Source organism: Streptomyces sp. NPDC085937 (genome assembly GCF_044540535.1).
Taxonomy (GTDB): domain Bacteria; phylum Actinomycetota; class Actinomycetes; order Streptomycetales; family Streptomycetaceae; genus Streptomyces.
Map to the genome: position 1 here is coordinate 206,713 of NZ_JBITSH010000008.1, position 20,772 is coordinate 227,484.

The 20,772-nt window shown below is 70.9% G+C and carries 18 protein-coding genes; 7 read left to right on the forward strand and 11 right to left on the reverse strand.

The window, feature by feature from the left end; translation table 11 throughout:
* Positions 1 to 206 precede the first annotated feature (206 nt).
* Both ACIF8S_RS19130 and ACIF8S_RS19135 read left to right on the forward strand, forming a co-directional pair.
* Positions 207 to 2,447 (forward strand): ATP-binding protein, encoded by a 2,241-nt coding sequence (locus ACIF8S_RS19130; protein WP_400000211.1) that lies wholly within the window; start codon positions 207 to 209, stop codon positions 2,445 to 2,447.
* Positions 2,444 to 3,679 (forward strand): hypothetical protein, encoded by a 1,236-nt coding sequence (locus tag ACIF8S_RS19135; RefSeq protein WP_400000212.1) that lies wholly within the window; start codon positions 2,444 to 2,446, stop codon positions 3,677 to 3,679. The genes ACIF8S_RS19130 and ACIF8S_RS19135 overlap by 4 nt, the downstream gene beginning before the upstream one ends.
* Positions 3,680 to 4,093: 414 nt before the next feature.
* Here ACIF8S_RS19135 and ACIF8S_RS19140 read toward each other — a convergent pair whose 3' ends face one another.
* The 3 genes from ACIF8S_RS19140 to ACIF8S_RS19150 form a co-directional block, all read right to left on the reverse strand.
* Positions 4,094 to 4,450, reverse strand: coding sequence for a DUF6233 domain-containing protein (locus tag ACIF8S_RS19140; protein ID WP_400000214.1), 357 nt, complete (start codon positions 4,448 to 4,450; stop codon positions 4,094 to 4,096).
* Positions 4,451 to 4,565: 115 nt separating this feature from the next.
* A complete protein-coding gene (locus ACIF8S_RS19145) occupies positions 4,566 to 4,769 on the reverse strand; it encodes a hypothetical protein (RefSeq protein WP_400000216.1) in 204 nt (67 codons plus the stop codon).
* A gap of 72 nt (positions 4,770 to 4,841) precedes the next feature.
* On the reverse strand, positions 4,842 to 5,069 hold the full coding sequence (locus ACIF8S_RS19150) for a type II toxin-antitoxin system VapB family antitoxin (RefSeq protein ID WP_400000218.1): 228 nt from the start codon (positions 5,067 to 5,069) through the stop codon (positions 4,842 to 4,844).
* A gap of 153 nt (positions 5,070 to 5,222) precedes the next feature.
* On the opposite strand from ACIF8S_RS19150, the gene ACIF8S_RS19155 reads away from it, so the two are divergent.
* Positions 5,223 to 5,711, forward strand: coding sequence for a cation:proton antiporter regulatory subunit (locus ACIF8S_RS19155; protein ID WP_400000220.1), 489 nt, complete (start codon positions 5,223 to 5,225; stop codon positions 5,709 to 5,711).
* A gap of 195 nt (positions 5,712 to 5,906) precedes the next feature.
* Here ACIF8S_RS19155 and ACIF8S_RS19160 read toward each other — a convergent pair whose 3' ends face one another.
* Positions 5,907 to 7,112, reverse strand: a complete 1,206-nt coding sequence (locus tag ACIF8S_RS19160; RefSeq protein WP_400000222.1) for a cation:proton antiporter — start codon at positions 7,110 to 7,112, stop codon at positions 5,907 to 5,909.
* A gap of 712 nt (positions 7,113 to 7,824) precedes the next feature.
* Between ACIF8S_RS19160 and ACIF8S_RS19165 the strand changes: the two genes are divergently transcribed.
* Positions 7,825 to 9,699 (forward strand): NAD-binding protein, encoded by a 1,875-nt coding sequence (locus tag ACIF8S_RS19165; protein ID WP_400000378.1) that lies wholly within the window; start codon positions 7,825 to 7,827, stop codon positions 9,697 to 9,699.
* A 200-nt stretch (positions 9,700 to 9,899) separates the two neighbouring features.
* Here ACIF8S_RS19165 and ACIF8S_RS19170 read toward each other — a convergent pair whose 3' ends face one another.
* Complete coding sequence (locus tag ACIF8S_RS19170; protein ID WP_400000224.1) at positions 9,900 to 11,747, reverse strand: prolyl oligopeptidase family serine peptidase; 1,848 nt, start codon at positions 11,745 to 11,747, stop codon at positions 9,900 to 9,902.
* Between the two features lie 167 nt (positions 11,748 to 11,914).
* On the opposite strand from ACIF8S_RS19170, the gene ACIF8S_RS19175 reads away from it, so the two are divergent.
* Complete coding sequence (locus tag ACIF8S_RS19175) at positions 11,915 to 12,808, forward strand: SURF1 family protein (RefSeq protein WP_400000225.1); 894 nt, start codon at positions 11,915 to 11,917, stop codon at positions 12,806 to 12,808.
* Here ACIF8S_RS19175 and ACIF8S_RS19180 read toward each other — a convergent pair.
* The 4 genes from ACIF8S_RS19180 to ACIF8S_RS19195 all read right to left on the reverse strand — a co-directional run bounded on the left by ACIF8S_RS19180 (position 12,775) and on the right by ACIF8S_RS19195 (position 17,947).
* Positions 12,775 to 13,821 carry a hypothetical protein gene (locus ACIF8S_RS19180; RefSeq protein WP_400000227.1) on the reverse strand — a complete coding sequence of 349 codons (1,047 nt, stop codon included), beginning with the start codon at positions 13,819 to 13,821 and terminating at the stop codon, positions 12,775 to 12,777. The genes ACIF8S_RS19175 and ACIF8S_RS19180 overlap by 34 nt on opposite strands.
* 662 nt (positions 13,822 to 14,483) lie before the next feature.
* Positions 14,484 to 15,155, reverse strand: a complete 672-nt coding sequence (locus ACIF8S_RS19185) for a SigE family RNA polymerase sigma factor (protein ID WP_400000229.1) — start codon at positions 15,153 to 15,155, stop codon at positions 14,484 to 14,486.
* Between the two features lie 432 nt (positions 15,156 to 15,587).
* Complete coding sequence (locus ACIF8S_RS19190; protein ID WP_400000230.1) at positions 15,588 to 16,670, reverse strand: aspartate-semialdehyde dehydrogenase; 1,083 nt, start codon at positions 16,668 to 16,670, stop codon at positions 15,588 to 15,590.
* A complete protein-coding gene (locus ACIF8S_RS19195) occupies positions 16,670 to 17,947 on the reverse strand; it encodes an aspartate kinase (RefSeq protein WP_024885759.1) in 1,278 nt (425 codons plus the stop codon). The genes ACIF8S_RS19190 and ACIF8S_RS19195 overlap by 1 nt, the downstream gene beginning before the upstream one ends.
* Before the next feature lie 591 nt (positions 17,948 to 18,538).
* Between ACIF8S_RS19195 and ACIF8S_RS19200 the strand changes: the two genes are divergently transcribed.
* Both ACIF8S_RS19200 and ACIF8S_RS19205 read left to right on the forward strand, forming a co-directional pair.
* Positions 18,539 to 19,012, forward strand: coding sequence for a hypothetical protein (locus ACIF8S_RS19200; RefSeq protein WP_400000232.1), 474 nt, complete (start codon positions 18,539 to 18,541; stop codon positions 19,010 to 19,012).
* An 83-nt stretch (positions 19,013 to 19,095) separates the two neighbouring features.
* The gene (locus ACIF8S_RS19205; protein ID WP_037640815.1) at positions 19,096 to 19,368 is read left to right on the forward strand and encodes a hypothetical protein; all 273 of its coding nucleotides are present in this window, start codon (positions 19,096 to 19,098) and stop codon (positions 19,366 to 19,368) included.
* Between the two features lie 62 nt (positions 19,369 to 19,430).
* On the opposite strand, the gene ACIF8S_RS19210 is transcribed toward ACIF8S_RS19205, so the two are convergent.
* The gene (locus ACIF8S_RS19210) at positions 19,431 to 20,090 is read right to left on the reverse strand and encodes a DUF5063 domain-containing protein (RefSeq protein ID WP_230228983.1); all 660 of its coding nucleotides are present in this window, start codon (positions 20,088 to 20,090) and stop codon (positions 19,431 to 19,433) included.
* On the reverse strand, positions 20,083 to 20,682 hold the full coding sequence (recR, locus tag ACIF8S_RS19215; protein ID WP_030863096.1) for a recombination mediator RecR: 600 nt from the start codon (positions 20,680 to 20,682) through the stop codon (positions 20,083 to 20,085). The genes ACIF8S_RS19210 and recR overlap by 8 nt, the downstream gene beginning before the upstream one ends.
* Between the last annotated feature and the right edge of the window lie 90 nt (positions 20,683 to 20,772).

Genomic DNA, 20,772 nt, shown 5'->3' on the forward strand with positions numbered 1-20,772 from the left:
CAGCGTCGCCTTCGGGATCCCGTTTGATCGGACAAGCTGGTCAACGATCCGACAGGGCTGAAGGCACGTTCGAGTCGGCGTGAACTTATGCACGGTTTTGGCCACCCGCGACGGCCGGAGACCCGCTTCATTGATGGGTAGTTAGTAGAATCTTGCCCCACTGCACACTGCAGGGCATGGCGGACAGTTGACGAGCGGGGGCGTGGGTGGACTCCGAGAGCGCGAAGGCGTATCTCCGGCCGCGAGCCCGGCTCATGAGCACGCTCGGCGAAGAGCTGATCAGCAACGAACGCGTCGCCCTCACCGAGCTGGTGAAGAACGCCTACGACGCGGACGCCAGCCTCGTCCTGATCCGCTTCAACCCTCCCCTTGAAGAAGGTGAGGGCTCGATCGAGGTCTGGGACAACGGGCACGGCATGTCGCCGGCCACGGTGCGTGGCACGTGGATGGAGATCGCCACCCCGCACAGGCACCGGAACCCACGCAGTGAGTCAGGTGGGCGTCGCGTGTTGGGCGCCAAGGGCATCGGCCGGTTCGCCTCAGCTCGGCTTGGCCATATCGCCACGATCACGACTCGGCGGGTCGATGAGCAGGAAGTCACCCTTCGTATCGACTGGGGGGACTTCACGGAGGGTGACGCGTACCTGGATGAGGTTCCGGTTTCTCTGTCCACGACCACTCCGACCGTCTTTGTAGACGGAGGCATAGCAGCGCAGACCTTTTCCGAGGTCCTCGGGGAATTTCAGTCAGCTCCCGCTACAGCCGTCGACGCGGCGCACGGCACCGTGGTCCGACTCGAGAGGCTTCGCACGGCTTGGGGAACGAACGAGATCGAGGTGCTCAAGCGTTCCCTGTCCAGGCTCCTCCCTCCGCCGCCTCCCGCCGAGCTCTCTGTGCCGGACCAGCCGGAGTTCTCGATCTACATCGACACTCCGGAGGGGCCGCTCCGGCACCTCAGCGGGTTCGTTGCTGCGAGTGAGACGCTGGCCCATCCCCGCTATCGCCTCGTCGGCGCCGTGGATGCTGACGGGGACGCGCGCCTGGCCATTTACGCCGGCGACGAAGAACCGGTAGAGGTCGTCCAGGACAACCTCCGGAAGGACTCGAAGAGGCCCTCGTGTGGCCCACTGAAACTGGACTTCCGAGTCTGGGACCTTGAGTCGTCGGCCATCAAGCCGCTGCTGGCACTCGACACCAGCGCGAGGAACGCCAACGACGTACGGCAACTCATCCGGAACAACAGCGGTGTGGCCCTGTACCGGGACGGTTTCCGCGTGCAGCCGTTCGGGGAACCTGGGTTCGACTGGCTTGGTTTCGACCAGCGACGCATCAACAACCCGACGCTGCGTCTCTCCAACCGGCAAGTGGCGGGATTCGTCTACATCTCGGCTGATGACAACCCCGGTCTCCTGGACCGCTCGCACCGTGAAGGGCTGATCGACACTCCGGAGTACGAGGAACTGAAGGCAGTCATACTCCAGGCGGTTGCCCGGCTGGAAACGCAACGCTACCGGCTGCGTCGGGAACCCACTGCTCCGGCGGACCCTCCGCTCCTTGCCGGGCCGTCCGAAGGCAGGGGCCACGGGCTCTTTCAGAACTTCAACCTGGACCCGCTGCGACAGGTCGCTGCAGAGCGGCACCCAGATGACATCATCCTCAGTCGGGCCATCGAGGATGCCACGGAGACGATCAACGAAGGCGTACGCAAGGTACAGGAGGTCATCGCCCAGTTCTCCCGCCTCGCGACCCTGGGAACCCTGGTCGATGTTGTCCTCCACGACGGACGTACGGCCCTTTCCCGCATCGGCGTGGGCCTTCGCCGCCTCGGCAAGATCACCACGAAGGTCGAGGCACACGATGTGGAGTTGTCAGCTGCGCTGGGCAAGCTGCGGACGGACTTCACCGCACAGGAGAGGGCTCTCGACCGGCTCTTCACTCGCATCGAGCCCCTCAGTGGACGGAAGCGTGGACGGCCCCGCCGGCTCTCTCTGCATCAGAGCATCTCCGAAGCCGTTGACGTGCTGGAGTCGGAGATCACCAAGCATGGTGTAGATGTGCAGATCAGCGGGGAGGACGTGATCGTCACCGCCGAGCCGGGTGACATCAGGACTCTTGTGGTCAACCTCGTGAGCAACGCCGTGTACTGGCTCTCCACCATGCCCAAGGGCACGCCCCGCGAGATCCTGATCGAGACGGAGCGCAATCACGAGGGCGAACTGGACGTGGTCGACATCACGGTCAGCGACAACGGCCCTGGGGTGCGCGAGAAGATCAAGGACCTGATCTTCGATACCTACTTCAGTGAAAAGCCGGATGGCGTCGGCCTTGGTCTCAGCATCGCAGGCAGCGTCGTGAAGGACTTCTACGACGGCCAACTGGGGCTGGTGAGCCCCGGCACCCTCTCGGGTGCGAGTTTCCGGGCACGACTGCGAAGGAGAGTTGGGTGACGTCGACGGACGTTGCGTATCGGGTGCTCATAGTCGATGACGACGCCCAGATGATCGCGGACCTTCGCGAGGTGCTGTCCGAGGAGCTCACAGACCTCGGGGAGATCCACTTCGAGTCCGAGCAGGACTTCGCCGCAGCCGAGCAGCGGTTGATCGACGAGGACTTCGACCTGGTCATCCTCGACGTCCGCGACGCCGCCGATGGCATACCCTCCGCTGCCGTCGAAGGACGCGGACACGAACTGTACGACGCCATCGCCGGCGCGCGGTGGCTGCCCGTGGTTTTCTTCACAGCTGTCCCCCAGCAGGTGCGTGACCTGGAGAAGCCTCCACTCATCCGTGTGGTGACCAAGAACGCCTGGGACGAGGTCGCGCCCGCGGTCAGGGACGGGCTGCTCTCGGGGGTGTCGGAGTTGAGGCGCCGTATCTCGGGTCTAGTCGAGCGCAAGGTCCGCATTTTCCTCCGTGACGTCGTGGCCCCGCACTGGCACGAGATGGCGGGTGCTGATCCCCACGAGATCACCCCGATCATCGTCAACCGCCTCGCGGCCGAGCTCAGGGAGAACGGCCCCAGCGAACTGGGCTACGCCGGGGACAGCGAGGCTGTCGCAACTGCCGGCCAACCCTCTGCCGCTCGGGTCTATCTGAAGCCGTGCGTGACCCACCACCTCACCGCCACGGACCTCGTGGTCAGTCCCGAGGGCGATTGGTGGATCGTCCTCACACCCGCTTGCGACCTGTATGAGGACCACCCGGACGCCAACGTGGCGAGACCTCGTAAGGCTAAGGCACAGTACGTTCGCCTGGCCAAGGCTGATCGCATCTTCATCGAGGACGGCGAGGAGTCGGAGTCTCCAGTGATCGCCACATGGCTGGCCAGCTCGAAGAGCAACAGCCACAAGGACCAGGCCAAACAGGTCTTCGGGGACAAGCAGAACCGGTACCGCGCTCTTCCTGGCTACCTCGACATCCCCGACCTCTTGGTCGACTTCGAGAACGTGGTATCCGTCCCGCTCGCCGAGGCACGAACCTGGCGACGTGTCGCAACCCTCGACAGCCCGTTCTCGGAGGCGATGCTCATCGCGTACAGCCGCTCGGTGGGACGTATCGGAACCCCGGACCTCAGCTTCGACGACGTGAAGGTCCGGTTGGAACTCGAGAAGCCGAAGACCAAGCGCTTGCCGCCGCAGGCTCCCACGCCAACAGCAAACGGTGAGATTGTGAAGGACTGAGCGGCCCGGCGCTCGAACAGCGTGCGCGCCCATCAGCGGAGGGCCCTCCGAGCACGGAATCCCTGGCCCTCGTTGTGGTCGACGCGTGGGTGCGTTGGCATGGACCTACATGCCGCCGGCGGGCATCACGCCCTGGGAGCCATCTGGGAGCCGACCCGCTCCCCGAACCCCTTCCAGGCCCCGCGACACCAACCGATCCCACCCACCTGACCTGCGAAAACGCCTTCGAAGCTGGCAGGCACCCCAACCGAACCTCATTCGGGACGAAGAGGTCGTGGGTTCAAATCCCGCCACCCCGACGCTGGTCAGAGGCCACGTACTGTATTTGGTACGTGGCCTCTGACGTATGTGTGCAGCAGCGGAGTCCAGCACCGCTGTAGCTCTGGACGGTCACCCCGTCCGCCCGCTCCTGCATCACGGGTTGTCCAGCAGACCGAGTGCCGTGTCCGGACGGCAGTGCACGCACGCCACTACGCCGTGCCGCAAAGCCTCAACCACCTGTCCGCGGGATGCCGGACGACACCGGCCCGACTTCGCGGCAGCCCAGCAGTCCCCGACATGGACGGCGTCCACGTTCCTTCGGTTGAGCCCGTATTGGAGCAGCCACTCCGGAGGTGACGGCCGCATCTCCTCACCTCGGCGCCGCTCGGCCTCGCGCCGCTCCTCGTCCGCGATCCACCCGTCGAGCTGCCGTACGGCTGCCGTCGCCTGCTGCACGACCACACGGCGCGCGAAGCGCAGCAGCTCCAGTCGGGACAGTTGATCGCTCACACGTTCGATTCTACGGTCGGCCCTACGGCTCCTGAGAGGGCACCCAGTGGAAACCCGTCGCCTCCCGTTCCTTGCAGCACCGCGCGGCCACCGCTGCCCGCCGGGATCGCCCTCCCTACCTCCCGACGCACACGGCGGTCGAAGCCGTCCGGCCGACGGGACCGAGCACGTGCGGCACGTCCGCCCAGTCGGCGAGGTCGAAACGGTCGACGAGACGTGTCGCGCCGTCGCTGAGCAAAAGCACGGACGCCAGCGACTCCAGCGGCACCGGTCCTGTGGCGGTGTGCTCGGCCGCCGGCGGTTTCGGGGCCGGCGACATACAGCTCCTCCGTCGTCCGACGCAGCAGCATGCGTGCAAGAGCCGAGGTGTCGATGAGGTAGTCGGCGACCGTCACCGCGCGGAGCCGCCCCGGTAGATGCGCTTGTCGAGGAGGAGTTCGGCGTCGAAGGCGCCTTCGTCCGCGAGGTCCTGCAGTTCGTGCAGGGCGCGCAGGCGGCTATCGCAGGCCACGATCTCGCTGAGGGCGGTGTTGATCGTGTCCCGCTTCGTGGTCGTGCCCAGCTCCTTCGCCGCCGCCTCCAAGGCGTCGTCGTCGAGGTCGATGACGGTTCTGCCCACGAGCCCACCTCCATGTACAACGAGACGTATGTCAATACACGTGCCATCACGTATCAAGGAGCGAGGTCGGCCCGGATGACACGTCGGCCCGCGCGTGCCGTAGGGTGCCGTCGGTCATGGCCCGTAGGTCAACTCAGGTGTAGGGGGACGGTCATGGGCGGCGCTGGGCGCGTGGGGCACACTCCGCTGCCGGGGATCGGTGTGCGGTACGACCTCGTCACGCGGGAGCGGCGGCGGTTGTCGGTGATCGCCCATCTCGACGGTTCCCGGACGCTGAACGTCTACCGCAGGGACGATCCGGACGACACCGCGCTGTGCCTGCGTCTGAACACCGAGGAGGCGGCGGCCGTCGTCGACGCCCTGCTCCCCTCGCACCACAGCCCGAACCTGCTGGCGACGGCCGAACTGGGCCTGGTCGCCGAGCGGATCGAAGTGGCGGCCACCTCGCACTGGAACGGGCGCCTGCTGGGCGACACCCGCATGCGCACGGAGACCGGCGTCTCCATCGTGGCCGTGCTGCGCCGTGCCGAGGCGATCCCGTCGCCGGGCCCGGACTTCCGGCTGGCCGGCGGCGACACCCTCATCGTGATCGGCACGCGTGAGGGTGTCGGTGTCGCCGCGGAGATCCTCGGCCGGGAGTGATCCGTGGGCGGCCCGGTCAGGAGTGACCGACCGGGAGTGATCCGTGGGGGCCCGGTCACAAGTGACCGACCGGGGGTGACCCGCTGAGAACGCCGGTCGAAGTGACCCGCCGGGCGGGCCCGGCGCGCGTTCCCGGCCGGTCGGGCGTGACCCGCCGGGCGGGCCCGGTCAGGAGTGACCGGTGGCCCCCAACCGTCAGACCTTCGCCGGCTCCGGCGTCGACCGCTCCGCTTCCACCGGCGTCTCCGTCCGGCCGCCGGTGAGGCGGCGGGCCAGCGGCTCGGTCCAGCGGGCGGTGAGCGGGCCGACGACCACCAGGATCAGGACGTACGCCGTGGCCAGCGGGCCGATGCGGGGCTCGACGCCGACCGCGAGGCCCGCGATGACGATCGAGAACTCGCCGCGCGCCACCAGCGTGCCGCCCGCACGCCAGCGTCCCGCGCCCTTGATGTCGGCGCGGCGTGCCGCGTACCAGCCGGTGGCGATCTTGGTCAGCGTGGTGACGAGGGCCAGGAGCAGGGCCGGGACCAGCACCGGCGGGATGTCGGCCGGGTCGGTGGACAGGCCGAAGAAGACGAAGAAGACGGCGGCGAACAGGTCCCGCAGCGGGGTGAGCAGGTTGCTCGCGCCCTCGGCGACCTCACCGGACAGGGCGATGCCCACGAGGAACGCGCCGACGGCCGCCGAGACCTGCAGTTCCTGGGCGAGACCGGCGACGAGCAGCGTCAGGCCGAGCACGACCAGGAGCAGCATCTCCGCGTTGTCCGAGGAGACCGCGCGGCTGATCAGACGGCCGTGACGCAGCGCCACGTAGAGCACGGCGCCCACGGTGCCGAGGGAGATCAGCAGGGTGACCGAGCCGCCCGCCAGGCCGGCGCCCGCCAGCACCGCGGTGAGGATCGGCAGGTAGACCGCCATCGCCAGGTCCTCGATGACGAGGACGCCGAGCACCACCGGTGTCTCCCGGTTGCCGAGCCGGCGCAGGTCGCCGAGCACCTTCGCGATCACGCCCGAGGAGGAGATCCAGGTGACGCCGGCCAGCGCGACGGCCGCGACCGGACCCCATCCCAGGATCAGCGCCGCCACGGCGCCGGGCACCGCGTTGAGGACGAAGTCGACCACCCCGGACGGGTACTGCGTCTTGAGGTTGGTGACCAGTTCGGACGCGCTGTACTCCAGGCCCAGCATGAGCAGCAGCAGGATGACGCCGATTTCGGCGCCGACGGCGGTGAACTCCTCGCTGGCCTGCAACGGCAGGATGCCGCCGTGGCCGAAGGCGAGTCCGGCCAGCAGGTAGAGCGGGATGGGCGAGAAGCCCACCCGTCCGGCGAGGCGGCCCAGCAGGCCGAGGGCGAGGATGATCGCGCCCAGTTCGATGAGCATGGTGGCGGTGTTGTGCACGGGCGTCGGTCCTCCGGGTCGGTGACGGCGGCGTCAGTGCCTGAAAAGGGCTGGGGTGGTGCGAGCGGGCGGACGGCGGGAGGCCGTGGGTCGCGCGCTGGATCCGCGGGGTGCGGTGACGGGTGACGGCGGGGTGTCCTGGTCCGTGTACGACGCGACGCCGGGGCGGCCCGGCGTGAGCGGGCGGGTGGCGTGCGTACGGGCGGCTGCCGCACCCTTGACGGAGGGGCGGCGGCCGGGCGGTCAGGCGCCGAAGTGAGTGGCGTCCGGTTCGGGAACGCTGTCGCGGGGGGTGATGTCGATGCGTACGGGCCGGTTCGGGTCGCGCCGTACTGCGCGTCGGTTCATGTCACGTCCCCCCTCGCATCCAGGTCGATTGCCTGCGGACTGAGCGTCCGACGGCTCAACGGAGCGCCAAGACCGAGTAAAGTTTACCGTACGACAAATTACATCTTTGTCGCTTATGCGTACGACCTGCGTAAACCCTCCGGCCGCGCGGGCACCCCTCACGCCAACGGTCACGGCGTCGCCGACGCCTCCCCCGGCACCCCGCTCACCCCACGGTGAGCAGCGCCCTGCCGCGGGCGTGGCCCCGCTCGACCGGTGTGCGCACGCCATGCTCCCTGGAACCACGCGCCGTCATCAGGCAGTCTTCTGCCCTGTGGTGAGCCTCCTTCCCAACCCCGCCCCGCCCAGCGACCCTTCGGCACACATGGTGGTGTGCGGCGACGACGGGCTGGCGCACCGCCTCGCCGCCGAACTGCGCGGTGTGTACCGCGAACAGGTCGTCCTCGTGGTGCCCTCCGCCGGGCGCGCGCCCCAGCCGATGGCCGGACGGGCCCGTGCGGCCTCCGCCGCGCTGCTCGACCGGGTCGTGACCGCCGTCAACCGGGGCAACGGCGGCTCCGACGACACCCTGGTCCCCGGCGAGCGGGTGCTGGAAGCCGCCGAACCCACCGAGGCCGCGCTCGCCGACGCGGGCGTGGACCGGGCCGCCGCGCTGGCGCTGGTGTACGACGACGACGAGACCAACATCCGCGCCGCGCTCACCGCCCGCCGGCTCAACCCCCGGCTCCGCCTGGTGCTCCGGCTCTACAACCGGCGCCTCGGCCAGCACATCGAGGCACTCCTCGACCAGGCCGCCGAACTGGCGGGCGGCACCTCCCCCGGACGCGCCGGCCACGGACACGACAACGCGACGACCGTGCTGTCCGACGCCGACACGGCCGCGCCCGCGCTGGTCGCCACCGCCCTCGTCGGCACCAGCAAGGTCGTCGACGCCGAGGGACTGCTGCTGCGCGCGGTGGAACGACGCCCGCCCGGCCCCGGCGAGGTGGCCGACCCCGGGCTGTGCACACTGGCACTGCTGTCCGCGACGAGCAACGACCCGGCCGGCGCCGAGGGTTCGGAGGACAGCGGCGACCAGGGGCCCCAACTGCTGCCCGACGCCGAGGCGGTGGCGGCGGCGACCGGACGCGGCACGGTGGTGCTGGAGCAGCTGTCGTACTCCGGTCCCCCGCTGCCCTCCCGACGCGGCGTCGTCCCGCCGTTCGCCTCGCTGTTCTCGGCGCGGCTGCGCTGGTCGCTGGCGGGACTGGTCGCCGCGGTCGTCGCGCTCGCGGTGGCGTTGATCCTGGTGACCGACGACCACCCGCTGCACGCCATCTACGTCACGCTGCTGGACCTGTTCGCCATCAACGAGCCCGCGCTCGACGCACCGACCGGACAGCAGGTGCTCCAACTGCTGTCGGGGCTGGTCGGGTTGCTGCTGCTGCCGGTGCTGCTGGCCGCGGTCCTGGAGGCGCTCGGCACGTTCCGTACGGCGTCGGCGCTGCGCAAGCCGCCGCGCGGGCTCGGCGGACACGTGGTGCTGCTCGGGCTGGGCAAGATCGGCACCCGGGTGCTGACCCGGCTGCGTGAGCTGGACATCCCCGTGGTGTGCGTGGAGGCCGACCCGGAGGCACGCGGCGTGGCCGTCGCACGGCGGTTGCGGGTGCCGGTGGTCGTCGGGGACGTCACGCAGGAGGGCGTCCTGGAGTCGGCGAAGATCCACCGCGCGGACGCGCTGCTCGCCCTGACCAGCATCGACACCACGAACCTGGAGTCCGTGCTGTACGCCCGCTCGGTGCGCCCCGACCTGCGCGCGGTGCTGCGGCTGTACGACGACGACTTCGCCAAGGCCGTCTACCGGACGCTGCGTATGGCGCACCCCGCCGCGCTGACCCGCAGCCGGAGCGTGTCGCACCTGGCGGCGCCCGCCTTCGCCGGGGCCATGATGGGGCGGCAGATCCTCGGCGCGATCCCCGTGGAACGGCGGGTGCTGCTGTTCGCGGCGCTCGTCGTCAACGGGCATCCGCAGCTGGAGGGGCGCACGGTCGCCGAGGCGTTCCGGCCCGGGGCCTGGCGGGTGCTGGCGCTGGACACGGCGGCCCGGGGCGGCGCTGCCGCGGCCGACGCGCCGGGGTCCGGGCTGGTGTGGGACCTGCCGGCCACCTACGTCCTGCGGGCCGGCGACCGGATCGTGCTGGCCGCGACCCGCAGGGGACTCGCGGAGCTGCTGGGGCGCCGGACCCGCAGCACGACGTGACACGGCGGACCGTGTGCCGGGGGCGGACCGAACCCGCCCCGGCATAGGGAAGCCGGGATGGGCGGCGCGCTGCCGGCCCAGAGCCGCGATCGGGCGGTCCGCGCCCGGCCTGGAGCCACGATGGGGCGGGTCCGCTGATGGGACGGCCCCTCCCGGCCCAGGGCCGGGGCGGGGCCGCTTCCGGCGTGCGGAGCCGTGGGTCAGGACGGTAGGTGGCGGGCCGCGAAATCGAGCTCCAGGCGGATCTGCTTGATGCGCTCGTCGACCACCAGCGAGCCGTGACCGGCGTCGTAGCGGTACACCTCGTGGACCGCGTTGCGGGACTCCAGGCGCTTGACGTAGTTCTCGATCTGCTGGATGGGGCAGCGCGGGTCGTTCACCCCGGCCGAGATGTAGACGGGGGCCTTCACCCGGTCGACGTAGGTGATCGGGGACGACGCCTCGAAGCGCTCGGGGACCTCCTCCGGGGTGCCGCCGAGCAGCGTGCGGTCCATCGCCTTCAGCGCCTCCATCTCGTCGTGGTACGCCGTGACGTAGTCGGCGACCGGGACCGCCGCGATGCCCAGCGCCCACGCGTCCGGCTGCGTGCCGAGACCGAGCAGGGTGAGGTAGCCGCCCCAGGAGCCGCCGGTGAGGATCAGCCGGGCGGGGTCAGCCAGCCCTGAGGAGACCGCCCACGCGCGGACCGCCTCGATGTCCTCCAGCTCGATCAGGCCCACCCGGTGCTTCAGGGCGTCCGTCCACGCCCGGCCGTACCCCGTGGAGCCCCGGTAGTTGACGCGGACCACCGCGTAGCCGTGGTCGACCCAGGCCGCCGGGCCGGCCGCGAAGGAGTCGCTGTCGTGCCAGGTGGGGCCGCCGTGGATGTCGAAGACCGTCGGCAGCGGGCCGGTCGCACCGGCCGGCTTCTGCACCAGCGCGTGGATACGGCCGCCCGGCCCCTCCACCCACACGTCCTCCACCGGCACCGAGCCGGGCGACTTCATGCCGGGCGGGTCGAGGACCACGCCACCGGACGTGGAGCGCACCGCCGGGGGCTGGGCCGCCGAGGACCACAGGTACTCGACGCTGCCGTCGGGACGGGCCGTCGCGCCCGAGACCGCGCCGCGCGGGGTGGAGATCTTCTCCAGCCGGCGCTCCGCCAGGTCGTAGCGGAAGAGCTCGCCGCGCGCCTCGAAGCCGTGCGCGATGAGCAGGGCCGAGCCGTCCGGGAACCACTCGGCGCTCACGTCACCGGGCAGGTCCAGCGCCAGGTCCGTCTCCTCGCCCGTCGCCACGTCCCACACCAGGGGCTCCCAGCGGCCCCGCCGCTGATGGCCGATGAGCAGCCGGGTGTCGCCCTCGACCGGGGCGAAGCCGAGCACCTCCAGACCCAGCTCCTCGGTGCCGCCCCGGGTGTCGTCCAGCTCGGCGACCGTCGTGCCGTCGGGGCGCATCACGCGCAGCGCGGAGTGCATCGCGTCCCCGTGTTCGGTGTGCTCCACGGAGATCAGCGAACCGTCGTAGGAGAGGTCGCCCACGCCCGCCGACTCACGGTGGCGGTACAGCTCGACCGGCGCCTCGCCGCCGCGCACCAGGTGGATCGTCGTACCGTCCTCGTCGGTGGAACGGCCGACGACCGCCGTACGCCCGTCGCGGCCGAGCGCCAGGCCCGCCGGGTACGAGGGGTCCAGGCCCGGGGCGGCGAGCTCGTCCTCGCCGCCCGTGAACCGCTGACGGCGCCAGACGCCGAACTCGTCGCCGTCCTTGTCGTCGAACCACCAGATCCACTCGCCGTCGGGCGAGAGCACGCCGTCCGTCGTGCCGTTGGGCCGGTCGGTCACCTGGCGCTGCTCGCCGGTCGCCCGGTCCCAGGCGTACAGCTCGTACGTCCCCGTCGCGTTCGACACGAACAGGGAGCGGTCGGGGGCGTCCTCCGCCCAGTCGGGAAGGGACACCCGGGGCGCCCTGAAGCGCTTCTCCCAGTCGGGCATCTCCCCGGTCTGCTGCACTCGCTCGGTCTGGTGGTCCGCCCGGTCCGGCGCGTCGGACCCGTTGCTCTCAGTCATGACCCCATACTGCCCGTCCGGACGCCCCTCGTGCGTCCGAGGTCCCCAGCCTGTGGACAACTTCCTCCGGAACTTCCACCGGACCTCTCACCCGAGGCCGCCCGGAGGCCACGCCGCAGCCGACCCCGCGGGACGGGAACCGTCCGCGGGCCCGTACCGTTGAGGGCGTGTACCGGTTTCTGCTGACCCCCCGCTGGTGGGCGATCAACGTCTTCCTGCTGCTCTCCATCCCCTTCTGCATCTTCATGGGGTCCTGGCAGCTGGGCCGGTTCGAGGACCGGGTGGACAACCACCGCGAGGCGGAGGAGCGCGTCACCTCGGCCCAGCAGGAGGCGGCCCGGCCCCTGGACGACCTGCTGCCCGTCACCAAGGCCACCTCCGGCAAGCAGGCCACCGTGACCGGCCGGTACGACACCCAGCTCCTCGTGCCCGACCGCACGCTGGACGACAAGCACGGCTACTACGTCCTGACTCTGCTGCGCACCGACACCGGCCGCGCGCTGCCCGTCGTCCGCGGCTGGCTGCCCGGCGAGCCGGACCCGGCGAAGGTGCCCGCGCCGCCCGCCGGCCAGGTCACCGTCACGGGCGCGCTCCAGGCGTCCGAGACCCCCGGCAGCAACGGCGTCAGCAGCCGCAGCGGCCTGCCCGAGGGCCAGACCGCCGCGATCAGCGCGGCCACCCTAGTCAACCTCGTGCCGTACGACGTGTACGACGCCTGGGTCACGCTCAACCGCGGGGACTCGGGGATGAGCGCGGTGCCCGCGGCCGCGCCCGGCGGCACGGGGCTGGACCTGAAGGCGTTCCAGAACCTCGGCTACACCGCCGAGTGGTTCGCCTTCGTCGGCTTCGTGATCTTCATGTGGTTCCGGCTGCTGCGCCGCGAGGTGGAGCTCGCCCGCGACGCGGAGCTGGGCCTCGGCCCGGACACGGACGGCGACGGCGGTGAGCGGCGGGACACCGACGGGGACGGCGGCGACGGCGGGAAGCCGCAGGCCGCCGGCGGGACCGACGGCGACGAGGCCCCCCGTCAGCCGACCGGCGTGAGCAGCCCCGTCCAGTAGACCGTGCCGGCGCAGGCGTTGGCGACGGTCGCGGCGGCCGGGCCGGAGCCCGTCACCGCCGTGTAGGTCACCGTCACGCTGCCTTCGGTGCCGCCGTCCTCCCGGAGCAGCTGCGTCGCCGTGCCGCTGCCGGTGCCGGTCGTCGCGCCGGCCGTGTTCGTCGGGTTCTCGGACGGCGTCGGATCCGCCGTCGGACCGCCGGTGCCGCCTCCCGTGGTGTCACCGGGCGCCGGACAGGTCTCGGAGGGCACCCAGGCGAACCGCACCTCGTACGCGTCGCCCGGCTTGAGCACCAGGGTCGCCGCCTCCAGGGACGGGTCGGGCAGTCCGGCCGCCGCGTCACCCGCGACATGCCGGGCCGTCCCGATCTTCGCCGCGTCGGCCGCGCCCTGCGGGGCCGCGCCCACGGAGCCCGCGCCCTCCACGGTGCAGCTCGCCTCGGAGACGTTGGCGACCCGGAACGAGCCGTAGACCGCGCCCGCGGAGTCGGGGGCGGCGCTGGTCGCGGTCGCCGGGCCGAGCTGGGCGCCGGTGCAGGCGGGGGCGGCCGCCGTGGTGCCGGCCGACGGGTCGGTGCCCTCGGTCGCGCCCGTGCCGGTACCGGCGTCGGTGCCGGCCTTGTCCCCCTCCTTCTTGCCGCCCTCGTCGTCGCCCTCGACCTCGTCGGAGGCGCCGCCGGCGGTGGTCTCGCCCTGGCCCGGGTCCTTGCCCTGGCCGGTGCCGCCCTGGGCCTGCGAGGCGTGGCCGACGGCGGACGGGCTGGCGTCCGAGCCGACGGCGCCTGAGACGTGGACCAGCGCGGGGACGGCGGTGCCGAGGAACAGCGCGGCGGCGGCCGCGCCGACGAGGGCCTGGCGTTTGCGCGCGCGGCGGGCGGGGACGGCCCGGCGCAGGTAGTCCAGGGTGCCGTCGCTGGGCTCCACGTCCTGGACGGCCTGGTGCAGCAGGGCGCGCAGTTGCAGCTCGTCCGAGTCGAGCCCTTCGGGGCTCCGTTCGTCCCGGCCGTCGTTCACAGTTCCGTTCCCAGCGTGCGTGTGTGTCGGGTGCTGCCCGGGCGGTGTCACGAGCGCGCGCAGCCGCGCGAGCCCGTCCGCCAGGGGCACGCCCTCGTGTTCCGGGCCGCGCGCGGGTCCGTGTCCGGGCGCGGGCCCCGACACGGGCGGGACCTCGCCGGCCTCTGCACGCCCGGCACCGTCGCCGGCGGCGTCGCCGGAGTCCTCGACGACATCCGACACCCGGCCGCTTGCGGACTCCGGACCGTCAACGGACTCCCGACCGTCCCGGGACTCGGCGGAGTCCCGCCGGCCAGCGGAGTCCCGGCTGTCCCCGGCCTGAACAGGCTCCCACCGGTCAGCGGACTCCCGACCGGCCTCCGACTCAGCGGGCTCCTGCCGGTCAGCGGGCTCCTGCCCGTCCTCAGGCTCCTGCCGGTCAGCGGGCTCCCGGCAATCCCGGGACTCGGCGGAGTCCGGACCGTCAGCGGGCTCCCGGCCGTCCCCGGACCCGGCGGAGTCCGGACCGTCAGCGGGCTCCCGGCCGTCCCCGGACCCGGCGGAGTCCCGGCCGTCTGCTGGCTCCTGACCGGCCGCGGGTCCCCCCGCGCCGGCGGACGTGCCGCGCGAACCCTCCGGCTCACGCTCCTCGTGCCGTGGGTCCCGCATGTCCTGGCCCTCGCTCATGCCGGTGCCTCCATGGCCACCCGCAGCGCCGCGATGCCCCGTGAGCCGTACGCCTTCACCGAGCCCAGCGATATGCCGAGGGTCTCGGCGACCTGGGCCTCCGTCATGTCGGCGAAGTAGCGCAGCACCAGCACCTCGCGCTGGCGGCGCTGCAGATTCTTCATCGCCTTGATCAGGGAGTCGCGTTCGAGCTGGTCGTACGCCCCTTCCTCCGCGCTCGCCATGTCCGGCATCGGCTTGGACAGCAGCTTCAGGCCGAGGATGCGGCGGCGCAGCGCGGAACGGGAGAGGTTGACGACCGTCTGCCGCAGGTAGGCCAGCGTCTTCTCGGGATCCCTGACCCGTTTGCGGGCGGAGTGGACGCGGATGAACGCCTCCTGCACGACGTCCTCGCAGGAGGCGGTGTCGTCGAGGAGGAGCGCCGCGAGTCCCAGCAGGGAGCGGTAGTGGGTGCGATAGGTCTCGGTGAGGTGGTCGACCGTGGTACCGGCCGCCACGGTGTCGTCGGCGCCGTCGCGCTGACCGGGGATGCGGGCGGGGCGCGCTGCGGGCATGGGCGCGATCACCGGCATGCCACCGGACGCGCCGGCCGCGCGGGGCCGGAGCGTGGCGCGGGGCGGCCGGAGGGCCGTGCCGCGCGGCGCTGTGAAGTCGAGTACCTCTGCCACGCCAGTTGGACACGCTTCCCCCCGTAAGGGTTGTACGTGCCGGGCGTCACGTGTGCGCCGACCGGTGCCGTCCACCGCCCACCCGCGTCAGGCAGCACCACCGACAGCACATCGAATGCCCTCATGCGACCCGCTCTTCCCCTGTGTTTCATATGAACGGACGTCCCCACGCCCGGTTCCAGACGTCCCCACGCCTGGGAAGCAGCGTCCCCACGCCCCGGATAAGGGTGACCGCAAAGACGCTCCCCGCCCTCCGCTCGGTTGCGGGTGGCGGGGAGGTGAATCCTCGTCTGCAATCCTCGGCCCAGGAAGTTGCATGTTCAAGTGGTCCGGACCGAGGAACCGGTCCACAAGTTCCTCACAGATCCTACAAATGAATCCTCTGTGATCCAGAACTTTTACCGGCGGGGGGTATACACCAGGGGCTAGGGGCTAGGGCGCCGACCGCTCGGCGGCCACGAGTTCGGCGATCTGCGCGGTGTTGAGCGCGGCGCCCTTGCGCAGGTTGTCCCCGCACACGAACAGCTCCAGCGCCGTCGGGTCGTCCAGGGTCCGGCGGACCCGGCCGACCCAGGTCGGGTCGGTGCCGACGACGTCGGCGGGGGTGGGGAACTCGCCGGCGGCCGGGTTGTCGAAGAGGACCACGCCGGGGGCGGTCGCGAGGATCTCGCGGGCCTTGTCGACGGTGACCTCGCTCTCGAAGCGGGCGTGCACGGTGAGGGAGTGCACGGTGACCACGGGGACGCGCACGCAGGTGACCGCGACGGGGAGGGAAGGCAGACCGAGGATCTTGCGGGACTCGTCCCGCACCTTCATCTCCTCGGACGACCAGCCGTCCTCCCGCAGCGAACCGGCCCACGGCACGACGTTCAGCGCGACGGGCTCCGGGAACGGCCCGGTGTTGTCCCCCACGGCCCGCCGTACGTCACCCGGGTGGGTGCCCAGGTCGGTGCCGGCCACCAGGGACAGCTGTTCGCGCAGGGTCCGCACGCCGGCCTGACCGGCCCCGCTGACCGCCTGGTACGAGGAGACGACCAGCTCGCGCAGGCCGAACTCGGCGTGCAGCGCGCCCATCGCGACGATCATCGACAGGGTGGTGCAGTTGGGGTTGGCGACGATGCCGCGCGGGCGGCTCCGCACCGCGTGCGGGTTGACCTCGGGGACGACCAGCGGCACGTCCGGGTCCATGCGGAAGGCGCCGGAGTTGTCGACGACCACGGCGCCGCGGGCGGCGGCGACGGGCGCCCGCTCGGCGGAGACCTCGTCGGGCACGTCGAACATCGCGACGTCGACCCCGTCGAAGGCGTCCTCGGTGAGCGCCACCACCTCGACCTCCTCGCCGCGCACGGCCAGCTTGCGGCCGGCCGAGCGCGGGGAGGCGATGAGCCTGATCTCGCCCCAGACGTCCGCGCGCTGGGACAGGATCTGGAGCATGACCGTGCCGACGGCCCCGGTCGCTCCCACGACCGCGAGCGTCGGCCGCCCGGAACGTCCGGGTCCTGCGGTGCCGGTCATCAGCGGCCGGTGCCTCCGTAGACCACGGCCTCGTCACTGTCGGAGTCCAGGCCGAAGGCGCTGTGCACGGCGCGCACGGCCTCCGGCACGTCGTCCTTGCGGGTGACGACCGAGATGCGGATCTCGGAGGTCGAGATCAGCTCGATGTTCACGCCGGCGTCGCTGAGCGCCGTGAAGAAGTCGGCGGTGACACCGGGGTTGGTCTTCATGCCCGCGCCGACGAGGGAGATCTTGCCGATCTGGTCGTCGTAGCGCAGGGAGTCGAAGCCGATGGTGCCCTTGTTCTTCTCCAGGGCGTCGATGGCCTTGCGGCCCTCGGTCTTCGGCAGGGTGAAGGAGATGTCCGTCAGGCCCGTGGACGCGGCGGACACGTTCTGCACGACCATGTCGATGTTGATCTCGGCGTCCGCGATCGTGCGGAAGATCGACGCGGCCTCGCCGGGCTTGTCGGGCACGCCGACGACCGTGACCTTGGCCTCGGAGGTGTCGTGCGCGACACCGGAGATGAGAGCCTGCTCCACCTGCTTGTCCCCTTGCTCGATCGGCTCGCTGCTGACCCACGTGCCCTGCAGTCCGCTGAAGGACGAGCGGACGTGGATCGGGATGTTGTACCGGCGGGCGTACTCCACGCAGCGGTGGAGCAGCACCTTGGAGCCGGAGGCGGCCAGTTCGAGCATGTCCTCGAACGAGATCCAGTCGATCTTCTTGGCCTTCTTCACCACGCGCGGGTCGGCGGTGAACACACCGTCGACGTCCGTGTAGATCTCGCACACCTCGGCCTCGAGCGCGGCGGCGAGGGCGACGGCGGTGGTGTCGGAGCCGCCGCGGCCGAGCGTGGTGATGTCCTTGGTGTCCTGGCTGACGCCCTGGAACCCGGCGACGATGGCGATGTTGCCCTCGTCCACCGAGGCCTTGATCCGGCCCGGTGTGACATCGATGATGCGGGCCTTGTTGTGGACCGAGTCGGTGATGACACCTGCCTGGCTGCCGGTGAAGCTCTGGGCGTTGTGGCCCAGGTTCTTGATCGCCATGGCCAGCAGGGCCATGGAGATCCGCTCTCCGGCGGTCAGCAGCATGTCGAGCTCGCGGCCGGCAGGGATCGGGGATACCTGCTCGGCGAGATCGATCAGCTCGTCCGTCGTGTCGCCCATCGCGGAAACCACGGCGACCACCTGGTGGCCGTTCTTCTTGGCTTCCACGATCCGCTTGGCGACGCGCTTGATGCCTTCGGCATCGGCTACGGAGGAGCCTCCGTACTTCTGCACGACAAGGCCCACGTGCGCTCCTCGCTCAGTCCGTCGTTGTCCGCAGTCCGCCCACATATGTGTGCGCTGCGGTCCGCTCAGTCTATCGACGTCCGAAAATCCCCCCTTCGCGATATCGCATGGTGAGACATCGGACGCTCGCCAGGGGCTCATGCCCAGCCGCAGCCCAGCCACTCGAAAAGTGCCCCGCGTCACACTGCGGTGCGACCGTTTTCGGTCGGCAAGATCCTCCGGGGACGGTGTCGAGGCCGACACCCACGGGCTCAGGGAGGGCGACCTGCGGAAGCGCGGGGAAATCGAGGGGGCTGCCGACAAACCCCGGACGTTGAATTCAAAACTGAAATACATGATTCCGCGAACAGGCGGACAGAAAACAGCCATTGGCGAAATGATCACCCCCCGTGTTACATTCCTGCCGCGTCGAACACCTGGCCTGACCAGCCGGGTTGGACGCCGGAACCGCCGTCACGAAGTGACGTGGCGGTCGGAGGGGACATTAATCGGGGGAAGAAGTCCGCGGGGGGACCATTTCGGTTTCCACGCCAGTCCAGGTCGCCCTTTTGGGCTTCCTCCCCTTGTGATTGAACACAAGGGAGATCGTACATGACCCGCACTACTCCGCGTCTGGCCGCTGTTTCGGCCGTTGCCGTCCTGGCGGTCGGGGCGGGCGCGAGCCTGGCGCAGGCCGCGGAAGCCACCGCCTCGGCCCCCGCGGCGGTCTCGTCCGCGCCGGCCCTCACCGCGGCCCAGGCCCGGGCGCTCCTCGCCGACCCGGCCGTCTCCGCCGGACTGAACGCCCGGGACACCACGTCCCTGCGTGCCGTGGCCGACGGAACTGCCACCGAGGTCCAGGCCCGCGGGGCCGTCGGCGGTGCCGCCAAGGCCCTGTTCAACCTGCTGAAGAAGCACGGCGGCAAGGTGTACAGCGGCGCGGTCAAGGCCGCCAAGTCGAACTGGGGCAAGTTCCGCTCCTACATGGACGGCCTGCCCTGGTACCACCCGGTGCGCATCGCCTGGGTCGCGGCCGGCGCCGAGGCCCAGTACCAGCTGTACACGTACATCCGCGGCCTCGTCTGAGACACCGGGACTCGTCGCGTGGGGGTGGTGCGCCGTGCCGGGGGGACGGCGCACCGCCCCGCGGGGCGGAAGGAGACACATCGATGAGCAACGTCGAAGCTCCGCAGGCGCTGCGGCACCTGTGGGCCTCTCCCGCGCTGTTCGTCCTGGCGGCGTTCGTCGCGTTCAACGTGGCCGGCAGCCGTGGGGCGGGGTGGGCGCTGATGGCCGGGGGGCTGTCGGGACCGCTCGTCGCGCTCGGGTGGCAGGCGCTACGCAGGGAACGGCCGGAGACGGCGTTCGTCGTCGTCCCGCTGGGGCTGCTGGTGCTGATGTCCGTGCTGTTCGGGATCAACGAGGGGCCGCCCTGGGGCTGACGGGCGCGGCGGGACGTCGAGCACCGCCGGCTCGAAGGCCTCGCAGGTGACTCGAAGGCCCCTCAGGTGACCGGACGCACGCCCAGGGGGGTGCCGATCTCCTCGGCCATGACCTTGCCCGCCTCGAACTCGAGGGTGTCGTCGCCGATGCCCTGGTCGGTGTCGAGGCCGTCGAGCTCGGCAAGGGGCTGGTTCAGGCGGACGTGCGCGACGACCGACTGCAGGGCGCGCAGCGTCGCCGACGCCGTGGAGCCCCAGTTGGAGAAGTAGGAGAACTGCCACCACCACAGCGCCTCCGACGTACGGCCGGCGCGGTAGTGGGCCATGCCGTGGCGCAGGTCGGTGATGACGTCGGTGAGGTCGTCGGAGATGCGGGCCGGGACCGGGGCCTTGCGGGGCTCGTAGGGGTCGAAGACCTCGGAGTAGACGTCGATCGGCTCCAGGAGCCGGGCGAGGTTCTCGCGGAGTTCGTCGACGTCGGCCTCGGGGCCCATGTCGGGCTCGTAGCGCTCGTCGGGGACGATGTCCTCGTGGGCGCCCAGGCGGCCGCCGGCCAGGAGCAGCTGGGAGACCTCCAGGAGGAGGAACGGCACGGCCGAGTCCGGCTCGTCGCCCTTCGCGACCTCGGCGACGGCGACCAGGAAACTCTCGATCTGATCGGCGATCTGTACCGCGAAGTCGTCCGGGTTCTGGTGCGTCGCGTGCAGCGTGGCGTCAGACATCTAGGAGTCGTCTCCCCTCGAAGGCGCGGCCGAGGGTCACCTCGTCCGCGTATTCCAGGTCGCCGCCCACCGGGAGGCCGCTGGCCAGGCGGGTGACCTTCAGGCCCATGGGCTTGATCATGCGGGCGAGGTACGTGGCCGTGGCCTCGCCTTCGAGATTGGGGTCCGTGGCGAGGATCAGCTCGGTCACGGTGCCGTCCGCCAGCCGGGCCAGCAGTTCTCGTATACGCAGATCGTCGGGGCCGACCCCGTCGATCGGGCTGATCGCGCCGCCCAGCACGTGGTAGCGGCCCCGGAACTCACGGGTGCGCTCGATCGCCACGACGTCCTTGGGCTCCTCCACGACGCAGATGACCGCGGGGTCGCGGCGGGTGTCGCGGCAGATGTTGCACTGCTCCTCCTGCGCGACGTTCCCGCAGGTCGCGCAGAAGCGGACCTTCGCCTTGACCTCCATCAGCGCGTGCGCCAGACGCCGTACGTCCGTGGGCTCCGCCTGCAGGATGTGGAAGGCGATCCGCTGCGCGCTCTTGGGACCGACGCCGGGCAGCCGCCCCAGCTCGTCGATGAGGTCCTGGACCACGCCTTCGTACAACGGACTGCCGTCCTTCCTGGTGTTCCTTCACTACGTACGGTAGAGGCCTGCGGCCCCGCTTAGAAGCCCCGAAGGCCCGCGGGGCCCCGG

Bases quoted from the DNA above. Each gene is read 5' to 3' on its own strand.
- ACIF8S_RS19165 (WP_400000378.1), top strand. From the start codon at position 7,825: ATGGTGGTGTGCGGCGACGACGGGCTGGCGCACCGCCTCGCCGCCGAA.
- ACIF8S_RS19190 (WP_400000230.1), bottom strand. From the start codon at position 16,670: ATGACCGGCACCGCAGGACCCGGACGTTCCGGGCGGCCGACGCTCGCG.
- ACIF8S_RS19145 (WP_400000216.1), bottom strand. From the start codon at position 4,769: ATGTCGCCGGCCCCGAAACCGCCGGCGGCCGAGCACACCGCCACAGGA.
- ACIF8S_RS19200 (WP_400000232.1), top strand. From the start codon at position 18,539: ATGACCCGCACTACTCCGCGTCTGGCCGCTGTTTCGGCCGTTGCCGTC.
- ACIF8S_RS19205 (WP_037640815.1), top strand. From the start codon at position 19,096: ATGAGCAACGTCGAAGCTCCGCAGGCGCTGCGGCACCTGTGGGCCTCT.
- ACIF8S_RS19155 (WP_400000220.1), top strand. From the start codon at position 5,223: ATGGGCGGCGCTGGGCGCGTGGGGCACACTCCGCTGCCGGGGATCGGT.
- ACIF8S_RS19170 (WP_400000224.1), bottom strand. From the start codon at position 11,747: ATGACTGAGAGCAACGGGTCCGACGCGCCGGACCGGGCGGACCACCAG.
- ACIF8S_RS19210 (WP_230228983.1), bottom strand. From the start codon at position 20,090: ATGTCTGACGCCACGCTGCACGCGACGCACCAGAACCCGGACGACTTC.